Source organism: Nitritalea halalkaliphila LW7, from assembly GCF_000265075.1.
In the GTDB taxonomy this organism is placed as follows: domain Bacteria; phylum Bacteroidota; class Bacteroidia; order Cytophagales; family Cyclobacteriaceae; genus Nitritalea; species Nitritalea halalkaliphila.
In genome coordinates, this window is the sequence record NZ_AJYA01000042.1 from 19,766 (window position 1) to 34,153 (window position 14,388).

14 protein-coding genes and 2 pseudogenes are annotated in these 14,388 nt (G+C 49.1%); 11 read left to right on the forward strand and 5 right to left on the reverse strand.

Going from position 1 to position 14,388, the window contains the following annotated elements; translation table 11 throughout:
• Positions 1 to 252 precede the first annotated feature (252 nt).
• The gene (locus A3SI_RS12935) at positions 253 to 618 is read right to left on the reverse strand and encodes a hypothetical protein (RefSeq protein ID WP_009056553.1); all 366 of its coding nucleotides are present in this window, start codon (positions 616 to 618) and stop codon (positions 253 to 255) included.
• A gap of 491 nt (positions 619 to 1,109) precedes the next feature.
• Positions 1,110 to 3,879 (reverse strand): annotated as a pseudogene (gene leuS, locus A3SI_RS22855) (leucine--tRNA ligase).
• Positions 3,880 to 4,044: 165 nt separating this feature from the next.
• Here leuS and A3SI_RS19375 point away from each other — a divergent pair.
• Both A3SI_RS19375 and A3SI_RS18375 read left to right on the forward strand, forming a co-directional pair.
• On the forward strand, positions 4,045 to 4,902 hold the full coding sequence (locus A3SI_RS19375) for a L,D-transpeptidase scaffold domain-containing protein (protein ID WP_050977527.1): 858 nt from the start codon (positions 4,045 to 4,047) through the stop codon (positions 4,900 to 4,902).
• Positions 4,791 to 5,750, forward strand: a complete 960-nt coding sequence (locus A3SI_RS18375) for a L,D-transpeptidase family protein (RefSeq protein ID WP_162098459.1) — start codon at positions 4,791 to 4,793, stop codon at positions 5,748 to 5,750. The genes A3SI_RS19375 and A3SI_RS18375 overlap by 112 nt, the downstream gene beginning before the upstream one ends.
• A 63-nt stretch (positions 5,751 to 5,813) precedes the next feature.
• Here the strand turns inward: A3SI_RS18375 and A3SI_RS12950 are convergent, their stop codons facing one another.
• Positions 5,814 to 6,344: a KdsC family phosphatase gene (locus tag A3SI_RS12950; protein ID WP_009056561.1), complete on the reverse strand. Its 531-nt coding sequence runs from the start codon at positions 6,342 to 6,344 to the stop codon at positions 5,814 to 5,816.
• Position 6,345: 1 nt separating this feature from the next.
• Positions 6,346 to 7,888 (reverse strand): annotated as a pseudogene (locus A3SI_RS12955) (GNAT family N-acetyltransferase).
• A 197-nt stretch (positions 7,889 to 8,085) separates the two neighbouring features.
• Here A3SI_RS12955 and A3SI_RS12960 point away from each other — a divergent pair.
• Positions 8,086 to 8,907 carry a mechanosensitive ion channel family protein gene (locus tag A3SI_RS12960; RefSeq protein WP_394330378.1) on the forward strand — a complete coding sequence of 274 codons (822 nt, stop codon included), beginning with the start codon at positions 8,086 to 8,088 and terminating at the stop codon, positions 8,905 to 8,907.
• Here A3SI_RS12960 and A3SI_RS12965 read toward each other — a convergent pair.
• Positions 8,904 to 9,575, reverse strand: a complete 672-nt coding sequence (locus A3SI_RS12965) for a murein L,D-transpeptidase catalytic domain family protein (protein ID WP_238531755.1) — start codon at positions 9,573 to 9,575, stop codon at positions 8,904 to 8,906. The two genes, A3SI_RS12960 and A3SI_RS12965, sit on opposite strands and share 4 nt — an antisense overlap.
• Positions 9,576 to 9,918: 343 nt before the next feature.
• Here A3SI_RS12965 and A3SI_RS12970 point away from each other — a divergent pair, with 343 nt between their 5' ends.
• The 8 genes from A3SI_RS12970 to A3SI_RS13000 all read left to right on the forward strand — a co-directional run bounded on the left by A3SI_RS12970 (position 9,919) and on the right by A3SI_RS13000 (position 14,333).
• Entirely contained in the window at positions 9,919 to 10,329 is a 411-nt protein-coding gene (locus A3SI_RS12970; RefSeq protein ID WP_009056571.1) for a 6-pyruvoyl trahydropterin synthase family protein, read from the forward strand.
• Positions 10,289 to 10,987, forward strand: coding sequence for a GTP cyclohydrolase I FolE (gene folE, locus A3SI_RS12975; protein ID WP_040670916.1), 699 nt, complete (start codon positions 10,289 to 10,291; stop codon positions 10,985 to 10,987). Before A3SI_RS12970 ends, folE begins: the two co-directional genes overlap by 41 nt.
• A gap of 195 nt (positions 10,988 to 11,182) precedes the next feature.
• Positions 11,183 to 11,869 carry an SDR family NAD(P)-dependent oxidoreductase gene (locus tag A3SI_RS12980; RefSeq protein ID WP_009056574.1) on the forward strand — a complete coding sequence of 229 codons (687 nt, stop codon included), beginning with the start codon at positions 11,183 to 11,185 and terminating at the stop codon, positions 11,867 to 11,869.
• Between the two features lie 178 nt (positions 11,870 to 12,047).
• Positions 12,048 to 12,206: a hypothetical protein gene (locus tag A3SI_RS20985; RefSeq protein ID WP_009056575.1), complete on the forward strand. Its 159-nt coding sequence runs from the start codon at positions 12,048 to 12,050 to the stop codon at positions 12,204 to 12,206.
• Positions 12,207 to 12,459: 253 nt separating this feature from the next.
• Positions 12,460 to 12,663: a hypothetical protein gene (locus A3SI_RS20990; RefSeq protein WP_009056576.1), complete on the forward strand. Its 204-nt coding sequence runs from the start codon at positions 12,460 to 12,462 to the stop codon at positions 12,661 to 12,663.
• Between the two features lie 4 nt (positions 12,664 to 12,667).
• Positions 12,668 to 13,096 (forward strand): flavin reductase family protein, encoded by a 429-nt coding sequence (locus A3SI_RS19020; RefSeq protein WP_238531756.1) that lies wholly within the window; start codon positions 12,668 to 12,670, stop codon positions 13,094 to 13,096.
• Positions 13,078 to 13,293: a hypothetical protein gene (locus A3SI_RS20995; protein ID WP_238531757.1), complete on the forward strand. Its 216-nt coding sequence runs from the start codon at positions 13,078 to 13,080 to the stop codon at positions 13,291 to 13,293. The genes A3SI_RS19020 and A3SI_RS20995 overlap by 19 nt, the downstream gene beginning before the upstream one ends.
• A 98-nt stretch (positions 13,294 to 13,391) precedes the next feature.
• On the forward strand, positions 13,392 to 14,333 hold the full coding sequence (locus A3SI_RS13000) for a ligase-associated DNA damage response exonuclease (RefSeq protein ID WP_316929206.1): 942 nt from the start codon (positions 13,392 to 13,394) through the stop codon (positions 14,331 to 14,333).
• The last annotated feature ends 55 nt before the right edge of the window (positions 14,334 to 14,388 follow it).

Genomic DNA, 14,388 nt, shown 5'->3' on the forward strand with positions numbered 1-14,388 from the left:
ATACACAAACTGCATTTTTGGCTATTTAAAAACGCACAGGGGAGAGAAGGGCATAAGAATGTTTTAGGTGAAAAAAAATCAACTTCGATAAAGATAAACGAATATACACGATTAGCACTTATCCAAGACGAATCTCCAGCCTAATGAAGCGAAATCAAAACTTCGCAATACTATTATTTCGCGGTATACCACAAAAAAGCGAGCCCCCTAAAGTAGACTCGCCTTCATGCCGATGCATAAGCAGCCCATGCTTTAAGCCGCATGCGATTCCCTCCCCTTCTTCATAAACCTTACCTCCACAGACTTCTCGTTTTGTACCCAATACGCATAGTCCACATTATAATACACAAAACGCTCCTGCTCCGACACCACCTTTTCAACTCCCGTGAAATAGTTGAAATCAAAACCGTCCAAAAGCAAAGCATCTCTCGGGATTACAAAATTATCTCCCTTCTTTACCTCATGCCACTTCTGTAAAATCTTTCGGTTTTTACGGATAATGCGAAGCACAACTTGTAACTCCTTATCCTCTTTATTCTTCCGCCGGTTATTATAAATGTTCCGACAGTTATCATCACAGAACTTTTTATCCGATCTTCCCTGAAATGGGTCCCGCATTCAATACATTTGCGGATAGCTCCTGATGGGCCAAGTTTAAGAACTCTACTCATAAGTAATAATGATTTATTGGTACTCGTAATTCACCACTTAAAATAGTAAGCAAAAAAGAAAAGGAAAAATCATACTCCTAAGAAGAGAAGTCAATAAGGCACTTTACCCCTCCAAAACCAAAGAAACAAAGCTGCCCAAATTGAAAACCAACTGCCTAAAAAACAAAACAAAAAGCTTAGCTCATTATAAAGACTTTAAAATTTAATATTTTTATAATGCTTTAATTATATAAATTTACGATCAAAAATAAACGCTTAAATGCATCCCCACCACCAAAAAAGCATCCATTTGAATGCGACACATACAAAATACAAAAAAAGAGAGGCGAAAATCACCTCTCCTCCTTGCTCTTTAAAACGGAGCCCCATGCCTCAGGCAGTAGGACCAGAGTTTCACAACGCACTGGGGCAGCGCCCCGAAAACCTGCTCCCAAGCGATCAGACCACTAAATTCACGATCTTACCCGGAACTACGATCACCTTCTTGGGTGCTTTGCCCTCTAAAATACGCTGCACCGCCTCATCCGCTAACACAGCCTCCTCTATCTCTGCCTTCGTTAGACCTAAGGACAAAGAAAGCTTGACACGCATCTTCCCATTAAAGGATACCGGATATTCATGCGCATCCTCCTGTAAAAACTGCTCATCATAAGCCGGAAAACGTGCCTCCTGAATGCTGCCCGTATGCCCCAAAAGTGCCCACAACTCCTCCGCTATATGCGGCGCATAAGGCGCTATCGTCAGCGTAAGTGGCGTTAAAATCGCCCGCTTGTTGCACTTTAACGCCGTCAGCTCATTCACACATATCATAAAACTAGACACGCTTGTATTAAACGAATAGGACTCTAAATCCTCCTGCGTCTTCTTGATCGTCTTATGCAGCGTCTTCAGCTCCGCACGCGTCGCGCCTCCTCCGATACAGAGAAACTTCCCCCCGGATGATACAGACGCCATAACTTCTTTAAAAACTTAGCCACCCCATCGATGCCATTCGTATTCCATGGCTTAAACTGCTCTAAAGGCCCTAGGAACATCTCATACAGACGAAGCGTATCCGCACCATAGCGCTGAATGATCTGATCCGGGTTCACGACATTGTACTTAGACTTGGACATCTTCTCGACCTCCACACCACAGCGGTACTGCCCATCCTCTAAGATAAACTGGGCATCCTTTAAGTCTGGCCGCCACGCCTTAAAGCGCTCCACATCCAGCACATCCTGGTACACCAGACTCACATCCACGTGCATGGCCGCCGTGTCGTACTGCTCCCGCAAGCCATAACTCACAAAGGTATTCTCCCCCTTCACGCGGTATACAAAGTTCGAGCGCCCCTGAATCATCCCCTGGTTAATCATCTTCTGGAAAGGCTCTTGAATCGGCACGAACCCTCTATCGTATAGGAACTTCGTCCAAAAACGGCTGTATAACAGGTGCCCCGTCGCATGCTCTGCACCGCCTATATAGAGATCCACCGCACCCCAGTAGGCCGCAGCCTCTGGCGACACGAATGCCTCCTCATTTTTAGCATCCATGTAACGGAAAAAATACCAGCTAGATCCCGCCCAGCCCGGCATCGTACTTTTTTCCAGCGGATACACGCCGTCCTCCGTTTCGTACACCCAGTTTTGGGCCCTGCCCAAAGGCGGCTCGCCCGTCTCCGTAGGCAGATATTTATCCACCTCCGGAAGTACCACAGGAAGTACAGCCTCTGGTAGCAGATAAGGTAAATCCCCCTTAAAATAGACCGGCAAGGGCTCCCCCCAGTAGCGCTGCCGCGTGAAAATAGCATCCCGCATACGGTACTGAACCTTGCCACGGCCGATCCCCTTCTCCTCTAAAAAAGCGATCGCCTTATCCATCGCCTCCTGCATCGGAAGCCCCGATAAAAAGCCCGAATTTTGGATGATCCCCCCCTTACCCGGAAACTACCCTCCTCCATACTGCCCTCGATCACCTGACGAATCTCCAGCCCGAAGTGGCGTGCAAAATTATAATCCCGCTCATCATGCGCCGGAACGGCCATCACCGCACCCGTGCCATAACCCGCTAATACATAGTCCGCTACCCATACCGGAATGCGCTCCCCGTTAAAAGGATTTACCGCATAAGACCCCGTAAATGCCCCAGATATGGTCTTCACATCCGCCATCCGCTCACGCTCAGAACGATTCTTCGCCTGCGCCACATAGGCCTCCACCTCTTCCCGCTGCTCCTCCGTAATGAGCTGCTCCACATCGTCATGCTCCGGCGCGAGCGCCAAATAAGTCACCCCGTAGATCGTGTCCACACGCGTGGTAAAGACCTTGATCTCCAGCGCTGAACCCACTACCTGAAAGACCATCTCCGCACCCTTTGACTTGCCGATCCAGTTACGCTGCATCTCCTTTATCGGCTCCGCCCAAGCGAGATCCTCCAGTCCCTGAAGTAAGCGCTCTGCATAGGCCGAAATACGCATACTCCACTGCATCATCTTCTTCCGCTCCACCGGGTGGCCACCGCGCTCCGAAAAACCATCCTTTACCTCATCGTTTGACAGCACCGTCCCCAGCGCCGCGCACCAGTTGACCGTCGTCTCCGCCAAATACGTCATGCGGTACTTCAGTAAAAAACGCTGCTGCTCCTCTTCTCCCATCTGCTGCCACTCCGCAGCCGAAATTTCCGGCGTGTCCTCATCGCATACCGCCTGTAAGCCAACATTTCCACTTTCGGCCAGTCTAGCCTCTAAATCCGCGATCGGACGCGCTTTATCGGCCTCCAAATCATAAAAACTATTGAAAAGCTGCATAAAAATCCACTGGGTCCAGCGGTAATAGGACGGATCCGAAGTGCGCACCTCCTTCTCCCAGTCATACGCCAGCCCGATCTGCTTCAACTGCTCCGTATAGCGCGCAATATTTTCCTCCGTAGTGACCGCAGGATGCTGGCCCGTCTGGATGGCGTACTGTTCGGCCGGCAGGCCAAAGGAATCATAACCCATCGGATGCAGAACATTATACCCCTGAAGACGCTTGTACCGCGCGATGATATCCGAGGCGATGTACCCCAGAGGGTGCCCCACATGAAGCCCAGCACCAGAAAGGTACGGGAACATGTCTAAGGTATAAAACTTCGGACGACTCGGGTCCACCTCAGCCTTAAAAACCTGATGCTCCTCCCAGTATGCTTGCCACTTTTTCTCGATTTCTTGAAAATTATATTCCGCCATGCTGTTTTTATGATTCTGCTTGAATAACGCTTGCAAAAATAGAAAAAAACGAAAGAACTCTGCCCTTTCATTCGAATTAGTTGGCCAGGGCCAAAACCACAGGTACCCTTACCCATTTCGCACGATTTTTATGTATCTTAGAGCGTTAACACCCGATAAACAACCATGAACCCAACTCCTATTCGTCCCCTGTTGTATGTCCTCACCTCCTTCCTACTCCTAGGCCTCAGCCTGCTCCACACCCCGAAGCTCCTTGCCCAAAATACGGAAGAAGCCCTCGCCTTCGAACTGGCACAACTACTGGATTTAGGGAGCGACAGCAACTTCTTTGGCCCGGATAGGGCCCGCCTCTACAGCATCGGCCAAGTCAAGCAACTCTATGCGGATCGCCAGTTCCAAGCCCTCTGGACGGACAGCACGGGCATGAGCTGCCTGGGCTATGAACTGGCCTATGAGCTTCGGCAGCTGCGTTTCGATGGCCTGATGCCTGAAGACTATCACGGTGAACTGATCCGTGAATGGCAGCGACAGTACCGCCGAGAAGCCCCCTCCACCACAGCCATCGCCTACATCGAGCTACTGCTCACCGATGCGCTGATGGGCGCCATGACGCACCTCTACTATGGAAAAGTCGATCCAGAAAGCCTGCGCGCAGATTACGACATACGAAGAAAATCACGCCAAATCGAAGTGCTGGAGAAGGTCGTACAAATAGAAGAAACAAAGGAAATTCGCAACACCCTGGAGGCTCTCAGCCCAGGCTTCAGCACCTACCCCCGCATGCGTCGGCAGATGAAACAGCTCGATCAGCTCCGTTATGGTGCAGATACCCTCTCCTGGAACCGCCTGCAGGTGAGCAGGGCGTACGCCCAAATGAAACGCATGCTCTCCTGCCTCAAGTGCGGCAGCGCATGCTACTCTATGGAGATTTATCCCAATCAGAGTACCGCTCCAGCCAAGAGGCCGGCAGCACCTATGACAGCCTGCTACTCCGTGGAGTGTTGCGCCTGCAGCAGCGGCTAGGCCTGAACCAGGATGGCGTCATAGGAAATGGCACCCTCGCGGGACTAAATGAGCCGCCCGCACAGCAGATGCAGAAATTAGCCGTTAACATGGAAAGGCTGCGCTGGCTGCCAGACACCCTTAAGGAGGAAACGGTCATCGTCGTGAATATCGCGAACTTCCGGATGGACCTGATCCAAAACCGCGACACGCTCTTTTCTACAGAGGCCATCGTAGGCAAAAATTACCGCAAAACACCCGTCTTTAATGCAGAGATGAGCTACCTCGTCTTCAGCCCTACCTGGACTGTGCCACCGACCATCTTAGCGAACGATGTCTTGCCCGCAGTAAAAAAAGATATGAACTACCTGAAAAGCAAACAGATGCGCGTACTCACTTTCGACGGCAAGGAGGTGGACCCTACAAAAATCAACTGGCAATCCCTCTCTGCGCGGGGCTTCCCCTACATGATTCGGCAGGACCCCGGTCCGCAAAATAGCTTGGGCGCAGTCAAGTTTATGTTCCCGAACCGCTATAATGTGTACATCCACGACACCCCCTCCCGCGAGCAGTTTGGCCGCGATAACCGCGCGCTGAGCAGCGGCTGTATCCGTATTCGAGAACCCGAGCGGCTGGCTGTCCTTCTTCTGGAGGACCAAGGATGGACCCCGGAGCGCATCGCCGCCGCCATGAAGCGAAAAACGGAAGAGAATGTTCGGCTAAAACGGCCCATTCCAGTGGTCCTACTCTACTTAACTGCCTGGACAGATGAAGGCGGAAGGCTGCAGTGGCGCGAGGACATTTACACCCGAGATGCGGAGCTCGCGGCTGCTTTGCGCAGCAAAAGGTCCTCTTCCACCGCCTCCTAAGCCCAATTTCGCCTCTTCAATCTTCGTCTTCCAGGTCAGGCCCCTCTTGTGGCTTAAAATTTTCTACGATATCCTGTAGGAGCCTTGTGCCTTTAAAATACAGTCAGCGAACTGGCGAAAAGCCCCTTGGCCCCCGGCCAAAGGAGACACATAGTCCACCGCCTCCTGAATATAAGGAGGCGCATCCTGCGGGCAGGCACTGAGTCCCACGCGGGTGAGGATGGGCAGGTCGATGATGTCATCCCCGATAAAGGCCACCTCTTCGAGGCTAATCTCTAAGGTTTCCAGGATTTCCATAAGCTTTTTCGCTTTATCCCGCACACCATGATAGTGAAAATCAAAGTGCAGCACATCGCAGCGATCACGCACCACCTTCGAGTTCCGCCCCGTAATCGCACCTACCAAGATATCATTTTTGCGCAGATGCGAGACGATCAGGCCATCGCGCACATGGAAACGCTTATACTCCATGCCCGCATTATCGTAAATGATGCCCCCATCGGTCAGCACGCCATCCACATCGGTCACCAGCAATTTTATTCCAGCGGCTTTCGCATGGATTTCAGCCGTTAGGCCATCAAAGTAATCGCGCATATTATTTTCTTTTCTTCCACTGAACGGAATATAAATCTAATCTTCTTTGTTCTAAATTTCGCACTGAGACCGGCCTTACGCTGCTTCGTGAGCAGGTCCAGATCCACATCCGCCACGATCGTCGTCTCCGCATTTTCAGAGGCCTGCGCCACCACCGCATCATGCGGGAAAGAAAAATCGGAAGGCGAGAAAATAGCCGACTGCGAATGCTGAATATCCATGTTTTCTACTTTCGGAAGGTTACCTACCGAGCCCGTAATGGCCACATAGCACTCGTTTTCGATCGCCCGCGCTTTCGCGCAAATGCTCACGCGCAAAAAGGCATTTTTCGTATCTGTCCAGAAGGGCACGAACAAAATATCCATCTCTTGCTCAGCCAAAATGCGTCCCAGCTCCGGAAACTCTACATCATAACAAATCAGTATCCCGATACGACCGGCATCTGTATCAAACACGCGGATGCCGGAACCTCCCTGAAGCCCCCAGTAGGCCTGCTCATCGGGGGTAATGTGCAGCTTGTACTGCTTGTCTACAGTACCATCGCGGCGACAGAGGTAGCTCACATTACGTAGCTTCTTACCGTCGTATTCCGGCATGCTCCCCGCCACGATGTTCACGTTATACGAGAGCGCCAGATCACGCATACGCGTTACGATTTCGTCTGTGTAATCTGCCAAATTTCGAATGGCCTCCGAGGCATCCATATCGTTAAACTCTGCTAAAAGCGGGGCATTAAAAAACTCGGGCAGAAGACAGAAGTCGGACTTATAGCCCGACACGGTATCTACGAAGAACTCCACCTGCTGCATCAAGTCATCGACTGTGTTAAAGCGACGCATTTTCCACTGCACCAGCCCTAAACGCACGATGGTCTTTTTATTCCCGATCAGCTTTTCCTCCTTCTCGTAGTAGATGTTAATCCACTCTAAGAGGGTCGCATAGGCCCGGGAATCCTTATCCTCCGGCATGTAACGAGTAATCACCTTGCGCACGTGAAACTCATTAGCCAGCTGGAAAGAGAGAACAGGGTCAAAAATTTCTTTGCTCTTCACCTGATCGATGTACTTACGCGGCGACATCTGCTCAGCATAATTCGAATAACCCGGAATCCGGCCACCCGCGATTATCGAACGGAGATTTAGGTTCTCACAAAGCTCCTTTCGCGCATCATACAGACGGCGCCCTAAGCGCATGCCCCGATAATCTTTATGCACAAAAACATCCGTCCCGTAGAGCGTATCTCCCTCATCATCATGGGTGTCGAACTTCCCATACCCCGTGATTTGGTCATAGGTATGGTTATCGCCGAAGCGGGCATAATCGACGATTAAACTAAGCGCAGCAGCCACGACTTTACCATTATCTTCTATACAAATTTGACCCTCAGGGAAAGCTTTGAGCTGATTCTTCAGCTCCTCACGCGTCCATGCACCTCCTGGCTCCTTATAAATGGAAACCATGATGTCGCGAATGTCGTCGTAGTCAGCTAATTTAATATTACGGAGCTTTAAGCGATGCTCTAACTCTTCTTTCTGCTTGCTCATAAAAACAAAATTAATCATTTATTTCGGAACAAAATTGCTGCCAAAAGGGAAAATGGCCTTATATTCCGATTAATACCGAATGGAAGTAAACATTTAACAATCAAAATTTCGTTTACTTACTACCTGTATACTTAAAATCTTACACTATGGTTGTTTTTGATTGGCTACGCCATCTTATGGAGTTTAAACTGTTCAGCATGACAGAAGACTCCTATCTCACTGTAGGTCTTTTACTTACACTCGTATTCTCCGTATTTTTATTGCTCCTCGTAGCAGAATGGATAAAAAAAACCCTCGTCGGCCGTGTGCTTCCGCGCTATCAAATCGAGCAGGGAACACGGCAGTCGATCGGCACCATCATCAAGTATATCATTTTAATCGCAGGCTTTTTTTCGATCTTACAGACTAATGGAATCGATCTCAGTGCCTTCGGGATCTTAGCCGGTGCACTCGGTGTGGGTATCGGTTTTGGTCTCCAAAACATCACCAATAACTTCATTTCAGGTCTCATCATTCTCTTCGAACGCCCCATAAAGGTAGGGGATCGCATCGAGGTGGCTAATGTCACCGGTGATGTCGTGAAAATCTCTGCCCGCTCCACGACGATTACGACGAATGACAACATCTCCGTCATCGTTCCGAACAGCTATTTTATCGACTCCGAAGTCATCAACTGGTCCCATAACGATCGCATGGTGCGCTTTAACTTCCCCGTGGGCGTGTCCTACAAGGAAGATCCAGAGCACATCCGAAAAATCCTCATGGAGATCGCCCTAGAACACCCCGGAGTAATAAAAGAACCCGCCCCAGACATTCTCTTCGACGAATTCGACGACAGCAGCCTAAATTTTAATATGCGTGTCTGGACCACCGACTTTACGAACAAGCCAAAAGTCCTGAAATCAGAGCTCTACTACAAAATTTTTAAACGCTTTACAGAGGAAGGGGTGGAAATCCCATTCCCGCAGCGCGACTTGCACATCGTTTCGGGTGCAGAACGCTTGCGCAAAGCAGATTAAAGTGCAGCAATAAATGCTGACTGCTCTAAATAAGTGGGCTCTTCTGCGTAGATAAAGAGGAGCCCGCGCTCTTGAATGTACCCTAATAAGGGAGCAGCCAGCGCGCGTGGAATAGCTGGACAACCTAAACTTCGACCAAGGCGACCGTGTGCCCGGATAAAATCTTCCTCCGCATAGTCGGCCCCATGCATCACTACTGCTCGCTCACGTGCAGCATCGTTTATGCCGGGTTCCAGCCCATCGAGCCGTAGGGAATAACCGTGCTTGCCCTGATAGGTCTCTGCAGTTTTATAGAAACCTAAGCTACTTTTATACGAATTCACTTGGTTCGAGAAGTGGCGCGCATAACGCTCCCCTGTCTGTCGGCCATGTGCCACTAAAGAATGAAAGACAAGCGCTTTCGTCTGCATATCGAAGACCCAAAGACGCTTTTCATCCGAAGGCTTAGAAAAATCGATGACCGTTAACGTCTCGTATGCCTCTCCTCTTTCCTCAGCGATGCGTACAGTTCCGTTTAACGCAAAGGCCAGCACCTCCTGACTGGGCAGCTCCTCCTGCGCATATACCGCCGTCAGAGCAGACCAAAAAGCCTCATGCACTTCCTCGGCCACGGGTAGAATCTCCTGCTCACGCGGCAAGTCGTAAAGCGTTTCTGGTGAATAGTTCAACAGAATCAGCGGAAATAAAAACAAACTGTAAAGGTGATTACGTAGAGACATGGAATGGAAGTAAAAGCAAGCTAAGGTTCATTTTTCCAAAATTACAAGAAATCATGAACTTATGTTTAAAGAAATTGCGTTTATGACCTGATTCTTGACACGAAAAGCGCTTTGCCTAGGACCATTCGAAAAAGTGCACCAAAAGAACTCGCTCGAAAGTAAAGTACCGCATGCAGGCAAATAAAAAGAATCAGGAATTAGTAGCTCCCAGTGAACCAATACGCTACGTTACTTTGTTTAAGTATTAATGCCTAAAATTAAACAAACACACCACCCCACTGTTTAGTAGACTATGAGAGTATCCGTTTTTAGAAAAGAGCATTTTAATGCTGCCCATAAGCTGCATAATCCGAATTGGAGCAAGGAAAAGAATGAAGCCACTTTTGGCAAATGTAATAATGAATACTACCATGGTCATAACTATGACCTACATGTGAAAGTAACAGGAGAAATCGATCCAGAAACCGGTTATGTATGTGATATGAAGGTCCTGAGTGACCTGATTAAAGAGCACGTTATCGATAAATTTGACCATAAAAATTTAAATTTAGATACCGATGAATTTAAGAACCTTAACCCTACAGCCGAGAACATGGCTGTGGTTATATGGAATATTCTAAAAGAAAAATTAGATTCTAAGTACGACTTAATGATTCGATTATATGAAACAGAGAGAAACTATGTTGAATACGACGGGAAGTAAGCCGATGCAAGACATCGATGAGATGGGCGATGAGCACATCGGCACGTCGACAGAGACGCCTCTTAGAGCAGATGCCTTCGAAATGGATGATGAGCTGAAAATGGAGCTGATCGCCAAGCATTTCAAGGAAATCATGCACATATTAGGACTCGACTTAAGTGATGACAGCCTTAGAGGTACTCCACAGCGAGTAGCTAAAATGTATGTCCAAGAGGTATTTTCAGGTCTCGACCCGAAAAATAAACCAGACATCAAGTTATTTGAGAATAAGTACCGCTACAGTGAAATGCTGGTAGAGAAGGATATTACCTTTTTCTCCAACTGTGAGCATCACTTCGTTCCGATTTACGGAAAAGCCCATGTGGCCTATATCTCAAACGGTAAGGTAATCGGTCTTTCTAAAATTAATCGAATCGTACAATATTTTGCGAAGCGTCCGCAAGTGCAGGAGCGCCTCACCATGCAAATCGGGAATGAGTTAAAAGAAATGCTGGGCACAGAAGATATCGCTGTAGTCATCGACGCACACCACATGTGTGTCAGCTCTAGAGGAATTAAAGATGTGAATAGTGCCACTGTGACCTCTTACTACAGTGGGCAGTTCGAGCAGGAAGAAAAGCGTGCAGAATTCATGAAGTACATCACGCTAGGGAAATAAATTAACCAACTATTACCTACCCAACAGGTAGATTCGGATCCCGCTCGCAACAGTGAGCGGGATTTATTTTTAACCCACAACAGGAAATTACATCATTCCTAGAAGTTTACACGATGCATATTACCACACATTAACCTGATAATACCAAAACATTTTGCGCAGCAAAAGATTAACTATAGTAAAGGAATAACGTATATGAAAGACAGGAATATCGTCATAATAGGCGGGAATACAGGCATAGGAGAAGCCCTAAAAAAACAATTAGAAGCGGCTGGAGCGCATGTATTCAGCTACTCTCGAAGCGGTGATGGCACCGGAAAATTAGATGTAACCGAAGAATTCAGCAGTATCGATGGACTCCCTGAGGTCGTGCATGGCTTGGTGTACTGCCCAGGAAGCATTAACCTGAAACCTTTCCACAGATTTAAAATAGAAGACTTTCAAAAGGATTTTGAAATCAATACACTCGGCGCTGTAAAGGTTCTTCAGGCATGCATGAAGCCCCTGAAGGCGGCGAAAGGCGCCTCTGTAGTGCTCTTCAGCACAGTAGCCGTCCAAGTCGGACTGGGCTTCCATGCCAGCATAGCAGCGGCGAAAGGAGCTGTAGAAGGTCTGACTCGCTCTCTGGCAGCAGAGTGGGCACCGAACCAGATTCGCGTGAATGCAGTAGCGCCCTCGCTAACGGACACCCCGCTAGCCGCGCAGTTACTTGGATCAGAGGATAAAAAAGAAGCCTCGAATAAACGTCACCCCATGGGCCGATATGGAACAGCTGAAGATGTGGCCTCTGCGGCTTACTTCCTATTAAGCGAGGGTTCCTCCTGGATGACAGGCCAGATCCTACATCCAGACGGCGGTATGTCAGCCATTAAAGGTATGTAAATAACAGCAAACAATTGGGTTAGACAAAGTGTAGAGAGAAAGGGAATGCTCCCAAGTTTAAAGTACGAGATTATGAAGACTCCACCGGAATCATTTTTGATTTTCAAGGAAGAATTAAAAAAGGCCCGACTGGAAAAGGAAAGGACTAAGAAAAGAGTATGAGGGTAAGCTGGCAGACATGAATAAAGAATTAGACCGATTAAAAGAGCAGATTTCCGCCCAACAGGAACTGATGAAGACTACCTTAGAATATGCGATTAAATTAGAGGAAAATCTGGATCACTTCAGAGATGAGGTAGAAAAGCAAAAGCAATCTAAAAATAGGTCTTTCCACTAAACTGCTTGAAAATCATGAATTCACCTACAGAAATACAGGAAATCAAAGATTTCGAACTCATATTTGAAGGGCGCTATTCGAAGGCCTATAAAAACGAGGAAAAGGGTATGATTATCTGTACCCTATTAGCAGATTATGTGCCGATAGAAGACTTTAAGGAAACGTTTAATACCCTAAGTGAGACCATCCAAGAAGGAGGCTATCAAAAGTTCATTTTTGATAAACGTGCCTCCGTGCCTTTCACCAGCCCAGTATGGAGTGGTACTTCCTACACTGGAAAAAGGACATGCTGGTGTATGGCCTCCAGCAGCATCGCAAGATACTGCCCAGAGAAAAGTGGTTTGAAAAAATGGTGCAGATCGCCAAAGCACAGATCATGGCCCAAAACCCGGATAATATCATCGATCAATTAGACATCGCTTACTGCGATTCCATAGAAGAAGCTATCGCGCGCTAAGCCCATGCTACACTACACGAAAGACGCCCTACTTACTGGTCCCTCTGATTTTCGGAGGGACTTTATTAATGGCCTATCGGGCTATAAAAGCCTTAACCTCATCGGAACGAAAAGCGAACAGGGCATAAGTAATCTCTCCCCCTTTTCTCAGGTTTTCCACATTGGGGCCTCGCCCCCACTAGTCGGAATTCTCTTCCGCCCGCATACTGTAGTCCGCCATACCCTGGAAAATATTTTGGCTACTAAGGTGTTTACCCTAAACCATGTGACACCAGCTTTCTACCAGGCTGCCCATCAGACCGCAGCTCGCTATGAAGGATCCGAATTCGAGGCCACAGGCTCACGGAAGCCTACAAAGCAGACTTCCCAGCGCCTTTCGTGGACCAGAGCCCCCTGCAGGTGGCCTGCCGCTACGTGGAACACCAGACACTAACCGTAAATGGAACCGTCCTCGTCGTAGGGGCCATCGAACACGTTTTTATCGCGGAGAAAGGGTTACGCGAGGATGGTTCTATCGACTTACAAGCGCTCGAAACGGTTACCGTCAGTGGTCTGGACGAATACTACACCGGCCAGCGCCTCGCACGCCTGAGCTACCCGAAACCGGATCGCCCCCTTTCCGTCATCTAAACCATGCAAAGCCCGCTTCTAGAACTTCGCCCCGAAGGCCTGTACTGCCCGCCAGCCGACCTGTTTATCGACCCTGGAGACCCGTAGAGCGCGCCATCATCACGCATGCACATGCCGACCACGCCCGCTGGGGCATGAAGCACTATCTGGCACATGAAGATAGCCGTGAGGTATTAAAATTGCGCCTTGGCGCAGACATTTCACTGGAAACTGTCCCCTACGCCCAGTCTATCTTCCGGCATGGAGTAGAAATCAGCTTGCATCCCGCAGGACATATTCCGGGCTCCGCCCAAATCAGACTGAGCCATAAGGGGCGCGTGGCCGTAGTCAGTGGCGACTATAAAGTGGAAGACGATGGCCTGGCCACGCCCTTCACCCCCGTGCCCTGCCATGAATTCGTCTCCGAATGCACCTTCGGACTGCCGATTTATAAATGGCCTCAGCAGCAGCAACTGATGGCGGAAATCAACAACTGGTGGGCCACACAGGCCGCTGCAGGATATAATGTTTTGCTTTTCGCCTACTCCCTCGGCAAGGCCCAGCGCATCCTGAAGCACCTCGATGCTAGCATTGGCCCCATCTTCGTTCATGGCGCCATTCACCATACGAATGAGGCGCTAAAAGAGAACGGTATCCCACTACCCGAAGCCACCCTCGTTACGCGAGACACCCCGAAATCAGCCTTAAAGGGCGCCTGCATCATCGCCCCTCCCGCAGCCATGAACAGCCCCTGGGCGAAAAAATTCTCCCCCTACCGTACCGGAATCTGCTCAGGATGGATGAATATCCGAGGCACGCGCAGGCGCAAAGCCGCCGATGCGGGATTTGTCCTCTCCGATCATGCCGACTGGGAAGGGCTAAACCAAGCCATCGAGGCCAGTGGCGCAGAAACCGTGTACCTGACCCATGGAAGCACCCACGCCTTTGCCCGCTACCTGAGCGAAGAAAAAGGACGCCATGCCGTCCCTTTAGAAACCCTCTTCGAAGGCGAACAGGTCGACGCCAGAGAAGACCATGATCAGGAAGCGCCAGAGGCCTAACAGGGAAAACAAAATATCCTCCCGTTTTTTAGCCCTTTCTTTTTCCATTTCACTG